This window comes from Paraburkholderia sediminicola, from assembly GCF_046027825.1.
Taxonomy (GTDB): Bacteria; Pseudomonadota; Gammaproteobacteria; order Burkholderiales; family Burkholderiaceae; genus Paraburkholderia; species Paraburkholderia sediminicola_D.
Map to the genome: position 1 here is coordinate 1 of NZ_JAQQDU010000069.1, position 16424 is coordinate 16424.

Below are 16424 nucleotides of genomic sequence, written 5' to 3' on the forward strand. Positions count from 1 at the left end.
GTCGGCCAGTATTTGCAATAAAGCATAAGGCCGTTTTGACGATCAACTTACGCTTTGTTTGTCAGCTCCCTCACACACCTGAACCCCGCATACACATATTGATAATGCGGTTGAAACCAGTTGCGAAACGCCGGCCGCAACATGCATTGCGCGGTGCGCGCCGAACCGCCTTTGATCACGTAATGCTGTCCGTCGAAAAAGTTGGCGGAGTACCCCGGATAAAACGGAAACGCTTCGAACCCCGGCAGGGCGTCGAACTCTGTGGAGGTCCACTCCCAGCCATTGCCGAATTGACCCTCTACCCCGAACGCGCTGACGTTGTGCGGAGACGCATCGACCGGCTGCGGGTCCCAGCTACGAAAATCGAAATTGCCCGACATCGCATGCGGTGCGCCATGTGCCGCGCGTTGCCATTGAGCTTCACTAGGTAGACTCTTGCCGGCCCAACGCGCGTAGGCGCTGGCTTCGGCGTGGCTCACGTAGGCGGGCCAGTCGAGCGGCAGCGGCACGTCGTCGAACATGGTGCGCAGCATCCACGCGCTGCTCTGATCGCTTCCGGTTTGCTGCGACCAGCCAGCGGGATGCTCGATATGTTCGGCTTCTTTCCAGGCCCAATCCTTATCCGTCCACCACGTCGGTTCGCGATAGCCGCCTGCTTCGATGAACTCACGAAACGCGCCGTTCGTCACCATATGGCGGTCGATCTCGAACGCCGGCACGTCAACGCGCATTTCGCCGAACTCGTTGTCCCAACCAAAATGTCCACTCTCACGCGACATGCCGAGCACCGTTGCGCCAGCCGGCACGCTGACCATCGACGACAACGCGTCACGCGGTTCAGAACGGGTGACAACCGGCTCGTGCAACCCGGTGACCTTCTGTGCAAGCGGCAACTGATGGAGCATGTACGCAAGTGTCTCGGCATGCATCAGCCGATGCTCGATCGCGACGTTCAGCAACTGCTCGGACGCTTGAGCATGCGCACCCTCGCGGCCAACACGCGCCGAGTCGCTCAGTGCATCGAGTTCGAGGTCGATCTGCTCGCGGGCGCGTAGCGCGTAGCCGCGCACGGCGTCGAGCGACGGCCAGTCGCCAGGTTGATCGGTCGGAAAGCCACCGTCGACAGGGTCAATACCGAAAGCGAAGAGCTGGTCGAGGTGCGGATCGAACGCCGGCAAATCGCACAGACGTTGGTCGAAAAGATTACGGTCGAAAGCTTCCAGATGGCCGATATAAAACACAATCCGGTGGCGCTCGCGGATCGGCCGTTCATACAGAAACTCGGGTTTGACGATGGAAAACAGCGCGTCAGTCACTTGACGCGCGTCGATCAGACGCTGGATGAGCGGGTGATGCGGGGCGGGGTCGCGATTCATTTCGCCAAGTCTCCTTGCGGGGGACGGACTAAAGACTGTACCCGCTCGCAGGAGCCATGCCAAGGCGAAAGCGCGCTAAAAAACCGCTAGGCGAGGACGCGGCTGCGTGGGCCAGGTCCTGCGCGTAGGCTTACACCTTCTGCAAGCCTTCCAGATCGACGATCCGGATGTGTTTGCCTTGTGTGTCGATCAGGCCGCGCTTTTGAAATCTTGACAAGGTGCGGCTCACCGTTTCGAGCGTCATGCCGAGGTAGCTGCCCATGTCCTCGCGTGTCATGCGCAAGTTGAATTCCGCGGATGAATAGCCGCGTTGCGCGTTGCGCTCCGACACGTCGAGCAGAAATGCCGCCACACGTTCGTCCGCTGAAAGTGAGCCGAGCACCATCATCTGTCCCGCTTCGCGGACGATCTGCTCGCCCAGCAATTTGTGCAGGCGGTCCTGCATCGAACTGATTTCGCGGCACAGGGACTTGAGGGCGGGGTAGGGGACGATACAAACGGTGCTGTCTTCGAGGGCGATGGCGCTGCATGCATGCACGTCCTCGCTGATGCCGTCGAGGCCGAGTGCTTCGCCGGCGAGACGCAGGCCAGTGACCTGTTCGCGGCCGTCACGGTGCGCCATGACGGTTTTCAGGGACCCGGAACGCACGGCGTAAACACTGTCGAAGCGGTCGCCGCTGCGATACAGCGCTTCGCCGCGCTGCACCGAGCGCGCGGTGCAAATGAGCGCTTCGAGTTTCGTGAGTTCGTCAGGCGACAATCCTTGCGGCATGCAGAGCGCCCGCATCGAACAGCTCGAACAGCGCGCGGCTGTGCGCGCGGTGGCTCTCACCGGCGCGGCACGACGCCCGCCACGTGCCGGCGACGAAATCGTAGTGGACGCGGCGACGCCGGCGAAGCCAGTAACAGCGGTAGGAGTAAGCATGCTCTGCAGCCATTTGTAAGGGTGATGACTGATTGTCCCACCGCCCATGCCCCCCGTTTAGCGACAAAATGACGCGTCCACGCAGTTAGGCATCTTGAGCAATGTCACCCTTGAGTTGCTGCTTGTGGATATGGACTGCTACGCATCGTGGCAGAGCGTGCTCTGCTCTTATTTTGGAGATGAGGTTCTGCGTGTGCGGCCTCATACGGCAAGCACACGCAGTTGCAAGGTACGTCACCCCGCCTTCACGCGTCTTGACTTTCCTTGCCTGCAGCAGATGGGATCAGCAGGACCGGCAAGCTGGCCTGGCGCACGCAGCGCTCTGCGACGCTGCCGAGAATCAGGCGCTGAAAACCACGCCGGCCATGCGTGCCCATCACCAGCAGATCGGCATTGAAGTCGGCGGCCGCTTTTAGCACGACCACCGAAACGTCGTCCAGCGAGGAGGCTTCGCTCACGGCGAGCTCACCCTTGACGCCCTGCGCCGCCATGGCCTGAGCGAATTCCGCGCCGAGTTCCTTGCCTTCTTCGACCAGACGGTTACGCAGAATGGAAGGGTCGTAGCCGGGCGCCTCGAAATACATTGGCGTGTTTTCGACGACGTAGAACGGTTGCAAGACAGCGCCGGTGGATTTCGCGAGCGCTAGCGCTGCTTCGAATGCACGGCGCGAAGTGTGGCTACCGTCGACCGCTACAAGGATGCGTGTGTACATATCGACTCCGCGTCTGAGGGATTGGGATGCCGCGGCCGTTGCACCTGGCCGGGCTCATTGACAAATTATTACCGGTGCGAGCTTAAATGATCGCTGAAAAAGATGCATCGCATCTGGATGTAAATCAAACATTTGTCAAATTTTCTGATAGCGGCGCTTTACACGGCACGCACCGTGCAGCAGGCGGTTGCGGTGTTCCTGTTAAGTCATGGCGCAACTATCAAAGCAAGATAGGGACAGGTTTGCCTTACAATCAGAGCCTATTCAGACAAGCTGCTTCAGCACCGCTGATGAACGAGCGCAAAACGACGGGCTTGCCCGACAAGATCTACGGCGACATCCTCAACCGCATTCTTGAAGGCGAGTACAAGGAAGGCGAGCGGCTACCTACCGAGCATGCGCTGGCTGAGCGTTTTGCGACATCGCGGCCGACTGTGCGCGAAGCGCTCGCGCGCTTGCGGGCGGACGGGATCATCATGACGCGGCACGGCTCGGGCACCACGGTGGCGCGCCGGCCGGACCCGAATGTGCGGCGCTTCGCGCCGCTCGAAACGCTGTCCGACATCCGCCGCTGCTATGAATTTCGCATCGTGACCGAGGCGGGCGCGGCCGAGCAGGCGGCACTCAAGGCCGACGCCGACGACATCGCTGCGATCCAGCATGCGTGGGAGCAGTTGGAACGCATCATCGAAACCCGGGGCATCGGCGCCCAGGACGATTTCATATTCCATCTGGCAGTGGCGCGCGCTTCAAAGAACCCGTTTTTCATCACGGTGATGTCATTCATCGAAGAACAGATTCTGTTCAGCATGAATCTGTCTCGAAATTTGTCGCTCGTGAAGACGGTGGAGCGGCAGCGGCTCGTGCAGGACGAACATCTTGCCGTGCTGGACGCGATCCGCCGCAAGGACGGCCCCGCAGCAGGGAAGGCGATGCGCGCGCATCTTGAGAATGCGCTTGAGCGGATGTTCGGTTCCTGATAGCCCGCGCGTCTCGTCTCTCCAGCAGGCCGCAAATACCAGGCAACCACCGCCGCCAGTCCGGCCAGTCCGCCGCAACGAGGCAACTGCAAGAGGCAACCGCGATCAGGCAACCGCGATCAGGCAAACCGCGATCAGGCAAACCGCGACCGGTCCGCAGCAGCCGGTCGGCTGCTGCCACGCAACCGTAACCGCGGCGCCGCCCCCATCGCTTCCCGGTTTCAGGCGGCAGCGGCCATCGGACCGAACAGGGCGGTGTGGGTCTTCGGACTGATCGCGATATCCAGCGCCACGGCCCGTTCCACGCCGATCTGCAGGGGCGCCCCGAGCCGGCTGATATCCATCCCGGTCTTGCGCAGCATCCGTTCGATCGGCGTAGTGGTCACCGTAACGTAACGTGTGATGCCCGTCCGTTCGGCGAACGCTATGACCTCGCGAATCGCTTGCATTGTTAGATCGGCAAAGCCGAACGACTGCTCCTCGCCGCCGGTTTCGATTGCGAACCGGCTCAGCTCCCAGATATGCCTCCCGATTGGCGCATCTGCGCCATGCAGCAATTGCGGGAAGGTGTCTTTAAGCATGTTCGGCCCCTCCGTCGGCATCAGACGCCAACAGCCGCGCACCCGCCGATCATCGTCCTGAATCAGCATGTAGAGTGGCCCGAGAGCGTCGTAGCCGTCGATCTCCATGCCCGCGATGGTCGGGATGTCCCAGCCCAGCCGCCCGTGAAACACCCGGGCCCGCAGGCGGTACATCTCATTGATGTCCGCGTTGTCGAATTCCTGCCGCATTCCAATCCGGATCGATGTTTGCATGACGTTCTCCTGAACGTGTTGGGGTACCCAATACGCAAGGAAAGTTATGCATTTTGAATCGTTTTGCCACCTACCTACCTGGATAGGTGTGCATGCGGATCGGATAACGCAGAATTCGAGATAAGCCTCAGCACTCAACCGACGGGACACAAAAATGGAACTTCTCGAAAACCACTGGCAAGCGCAACCCTCGGTCCAAAGCCGCCCGGCAGAGCCGGTTTCGGCGGTGGATCGCGTCCTGATCATTGGCTATCGCAAGAAGAAGAAAGAGAGCCAGCGCCGCTTCTGGGCACGCTTTGGTGTGACGCAGTCGCGTGGCAGCCGGTTCGAGTCGGGCGCCGAGATTCCTGCGCCGGTGTCGATCCTGTTGGGCCTCTACTTCACCAAAACCGTTTCCGATGCCGATCTGGGCCGTGCCGAGCGGGTGCTGTACAGCCGCGACGCCGCTGCCTTGCTCAACCCGGGTCAATAAGCCCCAGCTGCGCGGCGATCACGGCCGCCGCGCGCCGCGAATTCACACCGAATTTTGTCCTGATGTTCTTCATGTGGAAGTTCACCACGGCTTCCGAACAGCTCAGGATATGGGAGATTTCCCAGGTGGATTTGCCGCGCGCGGTCCATTTCAGGCATTCGCGTTCGCGTGGCGTGAGCTTGGGCAATAAAGTCTGAGCGTGCGTATTCAAATGGCGCTGACTGGTGTCAATCACCAGATCGCGCAGCAGCACCAGATTCGGCAATGCAGCATTGACGTCGCGGCAGAACGTGCCGGCCGGATTGCTGTCATTGACGAAGCACATCATGCCGGCTTCCTGGTTCGGCCCATGAATGGGCAACGAGACACCGGCGCGCAGGCCATGCAGGCAGGCTTCTTCGTACAACGATTGTTGCGGTGCGGACGTAAAAATGTCGGGCGACCAGATCAGCGGTGCGGCGCGTGTCATGCAATGCGCAACAGTCGGGTCGATGTGCACGAGACCCTGTTCGTCGTAAGTGCGTCGCCACGTCGGCGCGTAGGTGCTTCGCACATAGGCGTCTTCAAGGCGAATGGTCGGGCGCGGCAGCATGGCGACCAGAATTCTGTCGAACCCCCACGTCTCGGCAAGGCCCGCGATCGCACTGAACCATTCCGCTTCATCTGCGGCGTTCAGTAGCGGCGCCATTTCCTCGATAAAATGTAGCGACAATTTGGATCTCTCAGACTCGCAACCGTCTCGTTGCGGTTAATTGCGGTACGGCAACCTGGCCGGCTGTTTTTATGGTCACAATCTATCACTAAAAATTATTTTACAGGCCGAGTGCGATTTCTAAAACATCGGCCCAGCAGCGGTTCTGCAAAGACGCCAACGAGTTACTCCTTATATCGGATTTTTTGACCGAATTAACATTCGTGAGTCGGTAAAGTGGGTAATTTTCTCGTAGTAGTGTTTTTGATGCTTTTGATCGGCAGCATTATTGTCAAACCAGTTTTAATGACGATGCATGGCGGAATTCAGGGGAAACGACGCTAATTGTCCAATTGGCAATTCCGCATTGCCCTCCATCATTCGCGAACGCCCGCGTGCCGCGCGCTTTTATCATACGAAAGCGAGGCGCTGCACGTTGCCAACTTTGCCCTCGCGTCCACTTTGGCTCATGGCGACGTAGTGACATCTGCGGCCAGGTTGTTTGACAACATTGCGAGCCCGATGCTACCTTGAACGTCCAGTCCTGGTGCGTTTGAGGCGTCATGAACGAGTCCCCGATCCTCGACAGTGAGCTCGCTGCTTCGGTCATGGCTGTGCCGCCGCTCGCGCGCCGGGCCGATTACACGCTGGATGCCGCTGAAAATCGCGCGCTGATCCGCCACATCGAGGCTGGCGGCGTGCGCACGCTGCTGTACGGCGGCAATGCGAACTTCTATCACGTGGCCGTCAGCGAGTACCGGGAACTGCTGGATCTGCTGGCCGACGCCGCGGGTGCGGGCACGCGCGTGATTCCGGCGATCGGCCCGGACTACGGAAAAATGCTAGATCAGGCCCACATCCTCGCGCAAACCCGTTATCGCACGGCGATGGTGTTGCCGCTGAGCGGTTTTACGACGTCCGAAGGTGTGGAGGCGGGACTCACACGCATCGTCGATGCGGCGGGCATCCCGCTCACGCTGTACATCAAGAGCGAAGACTACGTGGAGCTCGACGCGCTCGCGCGATTGATCGAGCGCGGCACGCTGCTGGCCGTCAAATACGCGATCGTCCGCGACAATCCTGCGGACGATCCTTATCTGCGCCGCCTGCTGCGATCCGTGCCGGCGGCCAAAGTGGTGTCGGGCATGGGCGAGCGGCCTGCCCTCGTCCATCTGCGCGAGTTTGGTCTTGCCGCATGGACGACGGGGTCGGGATGCATTGCGCCGCACATGGTTATGGCCCTGCTGCAAGCCGTCAGAACGGGTGATACGGACACGGCGCAGCGTCTCCATGACGCTCTCCTGCCGCTCGAAACCCTGCGCGACGAAATCTCGCTGATCCGCGTGCTGCACGATGCGCTCACGTTCTCGAAGATTGCCGACATGGGTCCGATCCTGCCGCTACTCAGTTCGACGCCGCCCGAACATCATGCGAAGATCGATCATGCCACGCAGGTCCTGCTCGCGCTGGAGCGTCAGTTCGCGCAGAAACCCTCGTTGCATTGACGTCGTCATGGCGTCGAAAGCGTGGGCGCTTGCGCCGCGCAGCGGCATGCAGGGCGCACCGGATTCAGCCTGCTTACCCATCCACTTCCATCACCCAAAAGCATACGCATGACCGACACCAGCCGACGCTATCCCGATCCCTCCATCCGCATTCTCGATCCGCGCTTCAAGTCGCTGATCCTGGCGTCCGCGTCCGTCGAGTGTCTGTATCAGGGCGCCCGCTGGTCGGAAGGGCCGGTCTGGTTCGGCGACGGCCGCTATCTGCTGTGGAGCGACATTCCCAACGACCGTATCCTGCGCTGGGACGAAACTAGCGGTGCGGTGACCACGTTTCGCCAGTCGTCGAACAATGCGAACGGCCATACGCGCGACCGCCAGGGCCGCCTTGTCACCTGCGAGCACCTGACGCGGCGCGTCACGCGCACCGAGTACGACGGCTCGATTACCGTGCTCGCCGACCGTTATCGTGGCAAGCGCTTCAATTCGCCCAATGACGTGGTCGTGAAGTCGGACGGTTCGACCTGGTTCAGCGATCCGACCTTCGGCATCGACAGCTTTTACGAGGGTGAGCAGCAGGAGTCGGAACTGCCCGCATGCGTCTACCGCATCGACGGCCAATCCGGCGAAGTGACGATGGTCGCCGATGACGTGCTGGGCCCGAACGGCCTCGCGTTTTCGCCGGACGAGTCGGTGCTGTACATCGTCGAATCGCGTGGTGTGCCGCGCAAGATTCGCGCGTTCGACGTCGACGCCGGTGGTATTGGCGCCGCGCTGTCGAACAATCGCGTGCTGATCGACGCCGGCCCGGGCACGCCGGACGGCTTTCGCGTCGACACCCACGGCAATCTCTGGTGCGGCTGGGGCATGGGCACCGACGAACTCGACGGTGTGCGCGTCTTCACGCCGCAAGGCGAGCCGATCGGCCATATTGCGTTGCCGGAGCGCTGCGCGAACGTGTGCTTCGGCGGACGCCATCGCAACCGGTTGTTCATGGCGGCAAGTCATGGGTTGTATTCGCTGTTTGTGAATACGCAGGGCGTCCAGGGCGGGTGAGTGCGCGAGGCGTGCGCGCAGCCTGAATGCACGGACCTGAATGCAGGTTGCCTGACAAACGGCTGCGCCATCGGCTTTCCGAGTCCGGGTTTGCCCTTGGATAAAACACGTAAACCATTGAGTCATAAAGATTCCACGCCAAAGTAGCCCGTTTCCCGAGCAAAGCGACGTGGCGAGCATTTGCTTGACATCGGCAGTTCCGCTTCGCTATGTTCCATTGGTAGAGTTAGAGAGACACCGCCAGCAGCGCATCGGACCGGCGGACTTCCATACCAAGAAGCGAGGAGACGCAATGACTGTTTCAGGCAGGTTGGCGCTCAGGCTGGTGTCCGTAAGTCTCGCGGCTAGTGCCGCATTGGCATCCGCCGCACACGCGGCCGATCCGGTAACGCTCAATATCGTCGACGTGGCGGGCGATCTTCAACTCACCCAGAAGGGTTTCGAGGCCTTCAAGGCGAAGTATCCGAATCTCGTCGCCAATCTCACGTTCACCAACGCGCCCGCCCCGCAGTTGCCCGGCAAGATCAAGGCAATGCAGGCCGCCGGCCGCTCCGATATCGATCTCGTCCTCACCGGCACCGACGCACTGGCCGCCGGCATCGAACAGAATCTCTGGATGAAACTGTTGCCGGACAATGCAGCGGCGTTCCCCGGCGTGCTCGACAAATACGCGCCCGGTCCGCGCAAGATGCAGGATCTCGCACAAGGCTTCGGTCTCGAAGTCGCGTATATGCCGGCGGGTCCGCTTCTCGAATACAACCCCGCAAAAGTCAGCGATCCACCCAAAACACCTGCGCAACTCCTGCAATGGTGCAAGGCGCATCCGGACAAACTGATCTACGCGCGGCCGGCGAACTCCGGTCCGGGCCGCACGTTTCTGATGGGCCTGCCATACGTGCTCGGGGACAAGGATCCCCAAGACCCGATTCACGGCTGGGACAAGACGTGGGCCTTCCTCAAGCAACTGAACGATTGCATTCCTTACTATCCAGGCGGCACGTCGGCGGTGATGAAGGAGCTCGGTGAAGGCTCGCGCGACATGACCGTGACCGTCACTGGCTGGGACATCAATCCGCGCGCGCTCGGCATTGTGCCGGCGGAGTTCCGCGTGCAGGCATTCGATAACATGACGTGGGTGAACGACGCGCACTACATGGTGATTCCGAAAGGCGTGCCGAAGGAAAAGCTCGACGTGCTCTACAAGTTGATGAACTTCATGCTCGAACCGGCGCAGCAGGCTATGACTTATGACGACGGTTATTTCTATCCCGGTCCGGCGATCAAGGGCGTGAGCATCGAGCAGGCGCCCGCGCACAGCCAGGATGTGCTGAAGAAATACGGCCGGCCGGAGTACGCGAAGCTGCTGGCCGAGCGTCCACATGTTTTGCCGTTGAATGCCGACGCGATGGTCGCGGCTTTCAAGAAGTGGGACAGCGACATCGGCGCGCAGAAGACCAAGTAGTCGCTGAATGAGACCGTGCGCTCGCCCGTTCGGTCCGCAGAGGTTCACGTGCCATGCACGCAGGAAACCGGCATGAAGCATCACGCGCATCTATTCGATTGAACCTTCGCGATTCAAGCGTCACGCGTACCAGGACACCGCCATGAAGCATTACTTTGAACAGTTGCGGCTCGATTCGGTGAGCCGCAGTTTCACGAATGCGGAAGGCCAGGCGGTCGCGGCGTTGCAAGGGCTCGATCTGAATATCCTGCGTGGCGAGTTCATTGCGTTGCTTGGACCGTCGGGTTGCGGCAAATCGACGGCGCTCAATTGCATCGCCGGTTTGCAACCGCTAAGTGGCGGCGGCATCTGGCTCGACGATAAACGCATCGACGTGCTGCCGCCGGAAAAGCGTGGCTTTGGCATGGTGTTCCAGAACTACGCGCTGTTTCCGCACATGAGCGTGCTCGATAACGTCGGCTTCGGATTGAAGATGCGTGGCGTCGGCAAAAGCGAAGCCATGCGGCGTGCGCGTGAAGCGTTGCAGCTCGTGCAACTGGTCGGACATGAACGCAAACTGCCCGGACAACTGTCGGGCGGTCAGCAGCAGCGCGTGGCGATTGCACGGGCGATCGTCATCGAACCCCCGCTGATCCTGATGGACGAACCGCTGTCGAATCTCGATACGAAGCTGCGCATCGAAATGCGCGCTGAGATTCGCCGCATCCATAGCCAGCTCGAACGCGCGACGCTCTATGTGACGCACGATCAGGACGAAGCGCTTTCCATGGCTGATCGCATCGTCGTGATGAAAGAAGGGGTGGTGCAGCAAGTCGGCACGCCGAAAGAGGTGTATACGCGGCCGCAGAATTTGCATGTCGCGCGGTTCATGGGCTACCGCAACGTGACTGAATTCGCGCTCGAAGGCACGCAAGGCGATGGGGTGGCGGTGAGCGCGAACGGCGTGCGGTTGATCGGCACGCCGATGGCGGGTTTCAACAGCAAGCGCGTGAGCGTCGCGTTGCGCCCGGAAGATATGGAGCGTGCAGCACCCGGCGCGGAAAACGCCTTCGACGCGCTGGTGACAACAGTGGAATACGGCGGCCACGATTCACTGCTGCGGGTGAAGACCGCGTTTGGCGACTTGTGGGCGCGTATCGCGGGCGAATTCGAAGAGGGCGAACGCATCAGCTTGCGCGTGCCGCCGTCACGCACCCTTGTCTATGACGGAGAGGCGGTATGAACACGCCCACGCTGTCGCCGCCACGCGTACCATTTGCGCCGCGCGACGCCAAAGCGTGGCTGGTTGCACCGGCATTGATCTTCATCGTCGCGTTGTTCATCTACCCGTTTGCGTATGGTTTGGTGCTGTCGTTCCGGCCGATGAACGGCGGTGGCCTGTGGGCCAACTATCTGACGTTCTTTACCGACACGTCGATGTGGCCGACCATTCTCGTCACGCTCAAGCTCGCGGTGCCCGCGACGCTGATCAATGTCGGCCTGTCGGTTCCCGTGGCGTTCGCGCTGCGCCGCAATTCGCCCTATCAGAAACTCGTCACGACGCTGCTGGTGATTCCCGTCACGCTCGGCACCGTGCTGATCGCCGACGGCATGCTCACGTACTTCGGCCCGAACGGCTGGTTTCCGCAGGCGTTGCAAGGCCTGCATCTTTACACCGATGAAGTGCGTTTGACGCATAACTTCTGGGGCGTGCTGATCTCGCTGATCGTGTCGGGTTTTCCGTTTGCGTTTCTGCTGACGCTCTCGTACGTGACCGGCATCGATCCGACGCTCGCGAGTGCTGCCGCCACGCTCGGCGCGAGCCCGTGGCAGCAGTTTCGTCGCATCTATCTGCCGCTGCTGATGCCCGGTTTAACGATGGCCGCGTGTTTGTCGTTCGTGCAGGCGTTCTCGGTGTTTCCATCCGCGGTGCTGCTGGGCGCGCCTGCCGGCCCGACGCGCGTCATGTCGATTGCCGCGGCCGAAGCGGCGTTCGAAAGCTACGACTATTCGCTTGCTTCCGCGATTGCGATGGTGATGGGCTTCGTCCAACTGCTAGTGGTTGCCGCCATGCTCGGCGCGCGCCGCTTCTTCTACAGCGGTCCGGTGACGGGAGGCAAAGGCTGATGGCTAGCGATCACCACGCGGCGCATTCTTCGTGGTCGGCGTCCGCGCCGAACGAAAACAACCACGGCGCCCGGCAACCCAGCAAGCGCGTGAAGCAGCGCGCCAGCGTGCCGGGCCGCATCTGGCATGTGCTGGTGTGGGGCGCAATGGTGTTCTTTCTCGTCAACGTGCTGTTGCTGATTGCGACCGTCGCGGTGAATTCGGTGGCGACCCGCTGGTTCGGCACCTTGTTGCCACAAGGCTTTACGCTGCATTGGTACGCGCAGGCGTGGAGTGATTTCCAGTTGGCCAGCGTGTTGTGGGTCACTGTCGAAGTGGTCGGCGCGGTCGTGGTGTTGTCGGTCGTGCTCGGCGTGCCAGCGGCATATTCGCTCGCCCGCGTGCAGTTTCCCGGCAAGCGCATGGCCATGCTGATTTTCCTGCTGCCCTTGATGGTGCCGCCCGTGACATACGGTATTCCGATGGCGACCGTGATGTACAAGGTCGGCCTTGCGGGCACGCTGGGCGGCGTGATTCTTGCGAATCTCGTGCCGGCGCTGCCGTTCGTGATCCTCGTGATGACGCCGTTCATCGAGCAGATCGATCCCAATCTCGAAGCGGCGGCGCGCATTTTCGGCGCGAACACGTTTCGCTATTTCCGCTACGTGCTGCTGCCCTTGCTGGTGCCCGGCATGCTGGCGGCCGGGCTGCTGGTGCTGGTGCGCACCATCGGCATGTTCGAACTCACCTTCTTCACGGCGGGTCCCGCGACGCAAACGCTGGTGGTCGCCTTGTACTACGCTGTATTTTCAACCGGCGTGCGCGCACCGCAATCGATCGACGCGATGGCGATGATCTACATGGCGATCACGCTGATCTGGGTGCTGATCGCGCTGCAATTCGTCAGCCCGACGCAGATCGTGTCGCGCGTGAAGGAGCAGAAGCGCTAGAGCGCTGAAGCACCGAGGCACTGAGACACTGAAGCACGCCCCGAAGGAAGTGCCCTTCTGGGACGGCAAGTGACATCGTGGAGCAGACGTTGACGACGAGAAAGAAACCTGAAGAACTGCGCAGCCACCGCTGGTACGGCGTGAACGATCTGCGCTCGTTCGGCCATCGCTCGCGCACCGCGCAAATGGGCTATAGCCGCGAGGAATACGCGGGTAAGCCAGTGATCGCGATCCTCAACACGTGGAGCGAGATCAACGCTTGCCACACGCATTTCAAGCAACGTGTCGAGGAAGTGAAGCGCGGCATCTGGCAGGCGGGCGGCTTTCCGGTTGAACTGCCCGTGCAGACCCTTTCTGAGCCGTTCCAGAAGCCCACCACGATGCTCTATCGCAACTTCCTCGCGATGGAAGCCGAGGAGACGCTACGCTCGTATCCGGCCGACGGCGTCGTGCTGATGGGCGGTTGCGACAAGACCACGCCCGCCTTGCTGATGGGCGCGATTTCGATGAATCTGCCGGCGATCTTTCTGCCGGCCGGTCCGATGCTGCGCGGCAACTGGAACGGCGTGACGCTCGGCTCCGGTTCGGATGTCTGGAAGTACTGGGCCGAGTTGCGCGCGGAGACCATCACGGAAGCGGACTGGCAAGGCATTGAAGGCGGTATCGCGCGCTCGCCGGGACACTGCATGACCATGGGCACCGCGTCGACCATGACGAGTGCTGCCGAAGCGCTCGGCTTTACGCTGCCCGGGTTTGCCTCCATTCCCGCAGCGGATTCGCGGCACGCGCAGATGGCCGCGAAAACCGGCATGCGGATCGTCGAGATGGTGTGGGAGGACCTGAAGCCATCCGACCTGATCACCGCCGGTTCAATCGACAACGCCGTGACCACCTGCCTCGCGCTGTCCGGTTCGACCAATGCGATCGTGCACATGATCGCGCTCGCGCGCCGCGCCGGCATCGAACTGACGCTCGATCGCTATGACGAGATCTCGCGCCGCACGCCGGTGCTGGCGAATGTTCGTCCGACCGGCGCGTACCTGATGGAGGATTTTTTCTACGCGGGCGGTTTGCCAGCCATGGTTGCTGAGTTGGGCGATCTGATCGACCGCTCGCAGAAAACCGTGAACGGCCGCACGCTCGGTGAGAACCTCGAAGGCGCGACGATTTTCAACGACGAGGTGATCCGCCGCCGCAGCGCGCCGCTCCTGCCCAATAACGGCCTTGCGGTGTTACGCGGCAATATCGCGCCCGACGGCGCCGTGATCAAACCCGGTGCCGCCGAGCCGCAACTGCTCGTGCACACCGGCCGCGCGGTGGTGTTCAAGGACTACAACGACATGGCTGCGCGCATCGACGACGAAGCGCTCGACATCGACGAAAACTGCGTCATCGTGCTTCAGCATGCGGGGCCGGTGGGCGCTCCGGGTATGCCCGAGTGGGGACAACTCCCGATTCCGCGGAAGTTGCTACAAAAGGGCGTGCGCGATATGGTGCGTATATCGGATGCACGGATGAGCGGGACGAGTTACGGCGCGTGCGTGTTGCACGTCGCGCCGGAATCGTTTATCGGCGGGCCGTTTGCGCTGGTGCAAAGCGGCGATCGGATCGAGCTGGACGTGCCGCGACGCGTGCTCAACCTGCTCGTATCCGACGAAGAACTGGTGCGCCGCAAGGCCGCCTGGGTCAAGCCCGAGCCGCGTTTTACGCGTGGCTATGGCGCCTTGCATCAGGTGCATGTGCTGCAGGCGAATAAAGGCTGTGACTTCGATTTCCTGCAGCGCGGCGGCGCGCAAGCGGATGCAACCGGCGAGCCGGAGATTCACTGAGTTTTCTGAGGGCCGTCGAGAGAGTCGTGAAGCTGCCATAGAGCGGCAACACGCAAGAGGGGGGGCGCGATGCGGGTGGACCGCATCGCGTGACCTTGCTTAATGCCCCACCTTAATACCCCACGCGATACACACGGCCCGTTTGCGCGCCTTCCACACTGCGCAGATAGGCCTGAGCCGCACGTTCGGCGCTCACCGGCTCAAAGCCGCGGAAGTAGGGCCCAAAAGCCTCGAGCGATTCGGTCAGTACCGTCGGGCTCACCACGTTGATGCGAATACCGCGCGGCAATTCGATCGCGGCGCCGCGTACGAAACCTTCCAGGGCCAGATTGACGGTGGTGGCATTCGCCCCTTCGCGAATCGGCTCGTCGCCGACAATGCCGCTCGTCAGCGTAAACGAGCCGCCATCGTTCACGTACCGCTGGGCGCCCAGTACCACGTTGATCTGACCCATCAGCTTGTCGCGCAGGCCGACCCAGAACTGCTCGGCGCTCATCTCCGGCAGCGGGCCGAAATGCAGCTTGCCGGTGGTGGTGACGACGCCGTCGACCTTGCCGATTTCGCCAAAGAGTCGCTCGATGCTGGCCGGGTCGGTGCTGTCGGCACGAAACTGGCCGCGCGTCGCGCCCACTTCGATGACTTCGTGGCGCGCTTTCAATGCCGCGCTCACTGCGTGGCCGACCGTACCGGTGGCGCCTATTACGACGATCTTTTTCATCTGCTGCTCCGCTCTGGTATTGGACATGCAGTCGATTGTGTCGGCATTCGGTGGGCGGAAAAAGCCTGTTCGGTTCGCAGGTCCTGCAACCCTGAGTTTCTAATCCGTGACGAAATGCGCACCGTCATTCAAACGGTGCGCATTTTGAAATTGCCTGATTAATCGGTGCAAGCGGCGCAATTCAAACGAATACGCGCAGCGCGAATAGTTATTTCGACCGATGTAATTCGATCACGCGAGTGGGCCGCAGGTGATTGAGGGCGTAATGAATGCGGCCACGTTCGCGACGGGCGCGGATCGAGAGCGGGTCGTCGAACAGATCCTCGTCTGACTCGGCGCCCTGTGGCTCAACCATGCCTTTGTCGATGACCGTGTAGCCCGGTTCTAGCGCCAGCAGCAGATGATTTCCGCCAACCCGGCTGTCGAAGCCGGCCATGCCGTCGTGAGCCTCGGGCACGCTGTTGATGAGGGTCGCGTTGGTCGTCGTGATTTCGTCGGGCGAGATCGCGCTGTAGCCGGCTATGCGGGCGGCCTCGAGATTTTTGCCGTCGGTGTCGACCGTGCTGTCGTGGGTGCGGTCGTTATGCAGTTCCGCCGTGCGCGGGTTGGTGGCGCCCGGATTTTTGCTGACGTCTGCTGGCTTGTTGATATCGCTGTTCATCATGCGTTCTCCATTGAAGAGGACATGGTTGAAGTGCAGCAAAACCCGTTCCGCCTCGCACAACTTCTTTGTGTGCGTGAGTTGTACCGCGCTTGCGCCGCAGTTGCTTCACGGTTATGCGTAGTGACGCATGCGGGCATTTTCACCTGGCGATTGCGTCCGGGATTCCTTTCGTTTTTTTTAATGGAC

At 61.2% G+C, this 16424-nt stretch carries 16 protein-coding genes; 9 read left to right on the forward strand and 7 right to left on the reverse strand.

The annotated features are described in order from the left end of the window. Window positions 1–47: 47 nt before the first annotated feature. The 3 genes from PQQ96_RS29750 to PQQ96_RS29760 form a co-directional block, all read right to left on the reverse strand. A complete protein-coding gene (locus PQQ96_RS29750; RefSeq protein WP_408299239.1) occupies window positions 48–1376 on the reverse strand; it encodes an SUMF1/EgtB/PvdO family nonheme iron enzyme in 1329 nt (442 codons plus the stop codon). Between the two features lie 130 nt (window positions 1377–1506). After that, complete coding sequence (locus tag PQQ96_RS29755) at window positions 1507–2163, reverse strand: helix-turn-helix domain-containing protein (RefSeq protein ID WP_408299305.1); 657 nt, start codon at window positions 2161–2163, stop codon at window positions 1507–1509. A 383-nt stretch (window positions 2164–2546) separates the two neighbouring features. Further along, complete coding sequence (locus PQQ96_RS29760; protein ID WP_408299241.1) at window positions 2547–3014, reverse strand: universal stress protein; 468 nt, start codon at window positions 3012–3014, stop codon at window positions 2547–2549. A gap of 290 nt (window positions 3015–3304) precedes the next feature. Here PQQ96_RS29760 and PQQ96_RS29765 point away from each other — a divergent pair, with 290 nt between their 5' ends. After that, on the forward strand, window positions 3305–3994 hold the full coding sequence (locus PQQ96_RS29765; RefSeq protein ID WP_408299243.1) for a FadR/GntR family transcriptional regulator: 690 nt from the start codon (window positions 3305–3307) through the stop codon (window positions 3992–3994). 221 nt (window positions 3995–4215) lie between these two features. On the opposite strand, the gene PQQ96_RS29770 is transcribed toward PQQ96_RS29765, so the two are convergent. Next, window positions 4216–4809, reverse strand: coding sequence for an acyl-homoserine-lactone synthase (locus PQQ96_RS29770; protein WP_408299244.1), 594 nt, complete (start codon window positions 4807–4809; stop codon window positions 4216–4218). 154 nt (window positions 4810–4963) lie between these two features. Here PQQ96_RS29770 and PQQ96_RS29775 point away from each other — a divergent pair, with 154 nt between their 5' ends. Beyond that, window positions 4964–5281, forward strand: a complete 318-nt coding sequence (locus PQQ96_RS29775; protein ID WP_408299246.1) for a helix-turn-helix domain-containing protein — start codon at window positions 4964–4966, stop codon at window positions 5279–5281. Here PQQ96_RS29775 and PQQ96_RS29780 read toward each other — a convergent pair. Further along, on the reverse strand, window positions 5265–5969 hold the full coding sequence (locus PQQ96_RS29780) for a helix-turn-helix transcriptional regulator (RefSeq protein WP_408299307.1): 705 nt from the start codon (window positions 5967–5969) through the stop codon (window positions 5265–5267). The genes PQQ96_RS29775 and PQQ96_RS29780 overlap by 17 nt on opposite strands. A 566-nt stretch (window positions 5970–6535) precedes the next feature. On the opposite strand from PQQ96_RS29780, the gene PQQ96_RS29785 reads away from it, so the two are divergent. The 7 genes from PQQ96_RS29785 to araD all read left to right on the forward strand — a co-directional run bounded on the left by PQQ96_RS29785 (window position 6536) and on the right by araD (window position 14856). After that, window positions 6536–7477: a dihydrodipicolinate synthase family protein gene (locus tag PQQ96_RS29785; RefSeq protein WP_408299248.1), complete on the forward strand. Its 942-nt coding sequence runs from the start codon at window positions 6536–6538 to the stop codon at window positions 7475–7477. A 108-nt stretch (window positions 7478–7585) separates the two neighbouring features. Continuing rightward, window positions 7586–8530, forward strand: a complete 945-nt coding sequence (locus PQQ96_RS29790; RefSeq protein ID WP_408299250.1) for an SMP-30/gluconolactonase/LRE family protein — start codon at window positions 7586–7588, stop codon at window positions 8528–8530. 292 nt (window positions 8531–8822) lie between these two features. Further along, window positions 8823–9992 (forward strand): extracellular solute-binding protein, encoded by a 1170-nt coding sequence (locus PQQ96_RS29795; protein ID WP_408299251.1) that lies wholly within the window; start codon window positions 8823–8825, stop codon window positions 9990–9992. A gap of 142 nt (window positions 9993–10134) precedes the next feature. Further along, window positions 10135–11214: an ABC transporter ATP-binding protein gene (locus PQQ96_RS29800; RefSeq protein ID WP_408299253.1), complete on the forward strand. Its 1080-nt coding sequence runs from the start codon at window positions 10135–10137 to the stop codon at window positions 11212–11214. Next, window positions 11211–12098: an ABC transporter permease gene (locus PQQ96_RS29805; RefSeq protein WP_408299255.1), complete on the forward strand. Its 888-nt coding sequence runs from the start codon at window positions 11211–11213 to the stop codon at window positions 12096–12098. The genes PQQ96_RS29800 and PQQ96_RS29805 overlap by 4 nt, the downstream gene beginning before the upstream one ends. Then, window positions 12098–13027 (forward strand): ABC transporter permease, encoded by a 930-nt coding sequence (locus PQQ96_RS29810; protein ID WP_408299257.1) that lies wholly within the window; start codon window positions 12098–12100, stop codon window positions 13025–13027. The genes PQQ96_RS29805 and PQQ96_RS29810 overlap by 1 nt, the downstream gene beginning before the upstream one ends. Before the next feature lie 89 nt (window positions 13028–13116). Continuing rightward, entirely contained in the window at window positions 13117–14856 is a 1740-nt protein-coding gene (gene araD, locus PQQ96_RS29815) for an L-arabinonate dehydratase (RefSeq protein WP_408299259.1), read from the forward strand. 112 nt (window positions 14857–14968) lie between these two features. Here the strand turns inward: araD and PQQ96_RS29820 are convergent, their stop codons facing one another. Both PQQ96_RS29820 and PQQ96_RS29825 read right to left on the reverse strand, forming a co-directional pair. Beyond that, on the reverse strand, window positions 14969–15574 hold the full coding sequence (locus PQQ96_RS29820) for a short chain dehydrogenase (protein WP_408299261.1): 606 nt from the start codon (window positions 15572–15574) through the stop codon (window positions 14969–14971). A 208-nt stretch (window positions 15575–15782) separates the two neighbouring features. After that, window positions 15783–16235 (reverse strand): DUF3005 domain-containing protein, encoded by a 453-nt coding sequence (locus PQQ96_RS29825; RefSeq protein ID WP_408299308.1) that lies wholly within the window; start codon window positions 16233–16235, stop codon window positions 15783–15785. Between the last annotated feature and the right edge of the window lie 189 nt (window positions 16236–16424).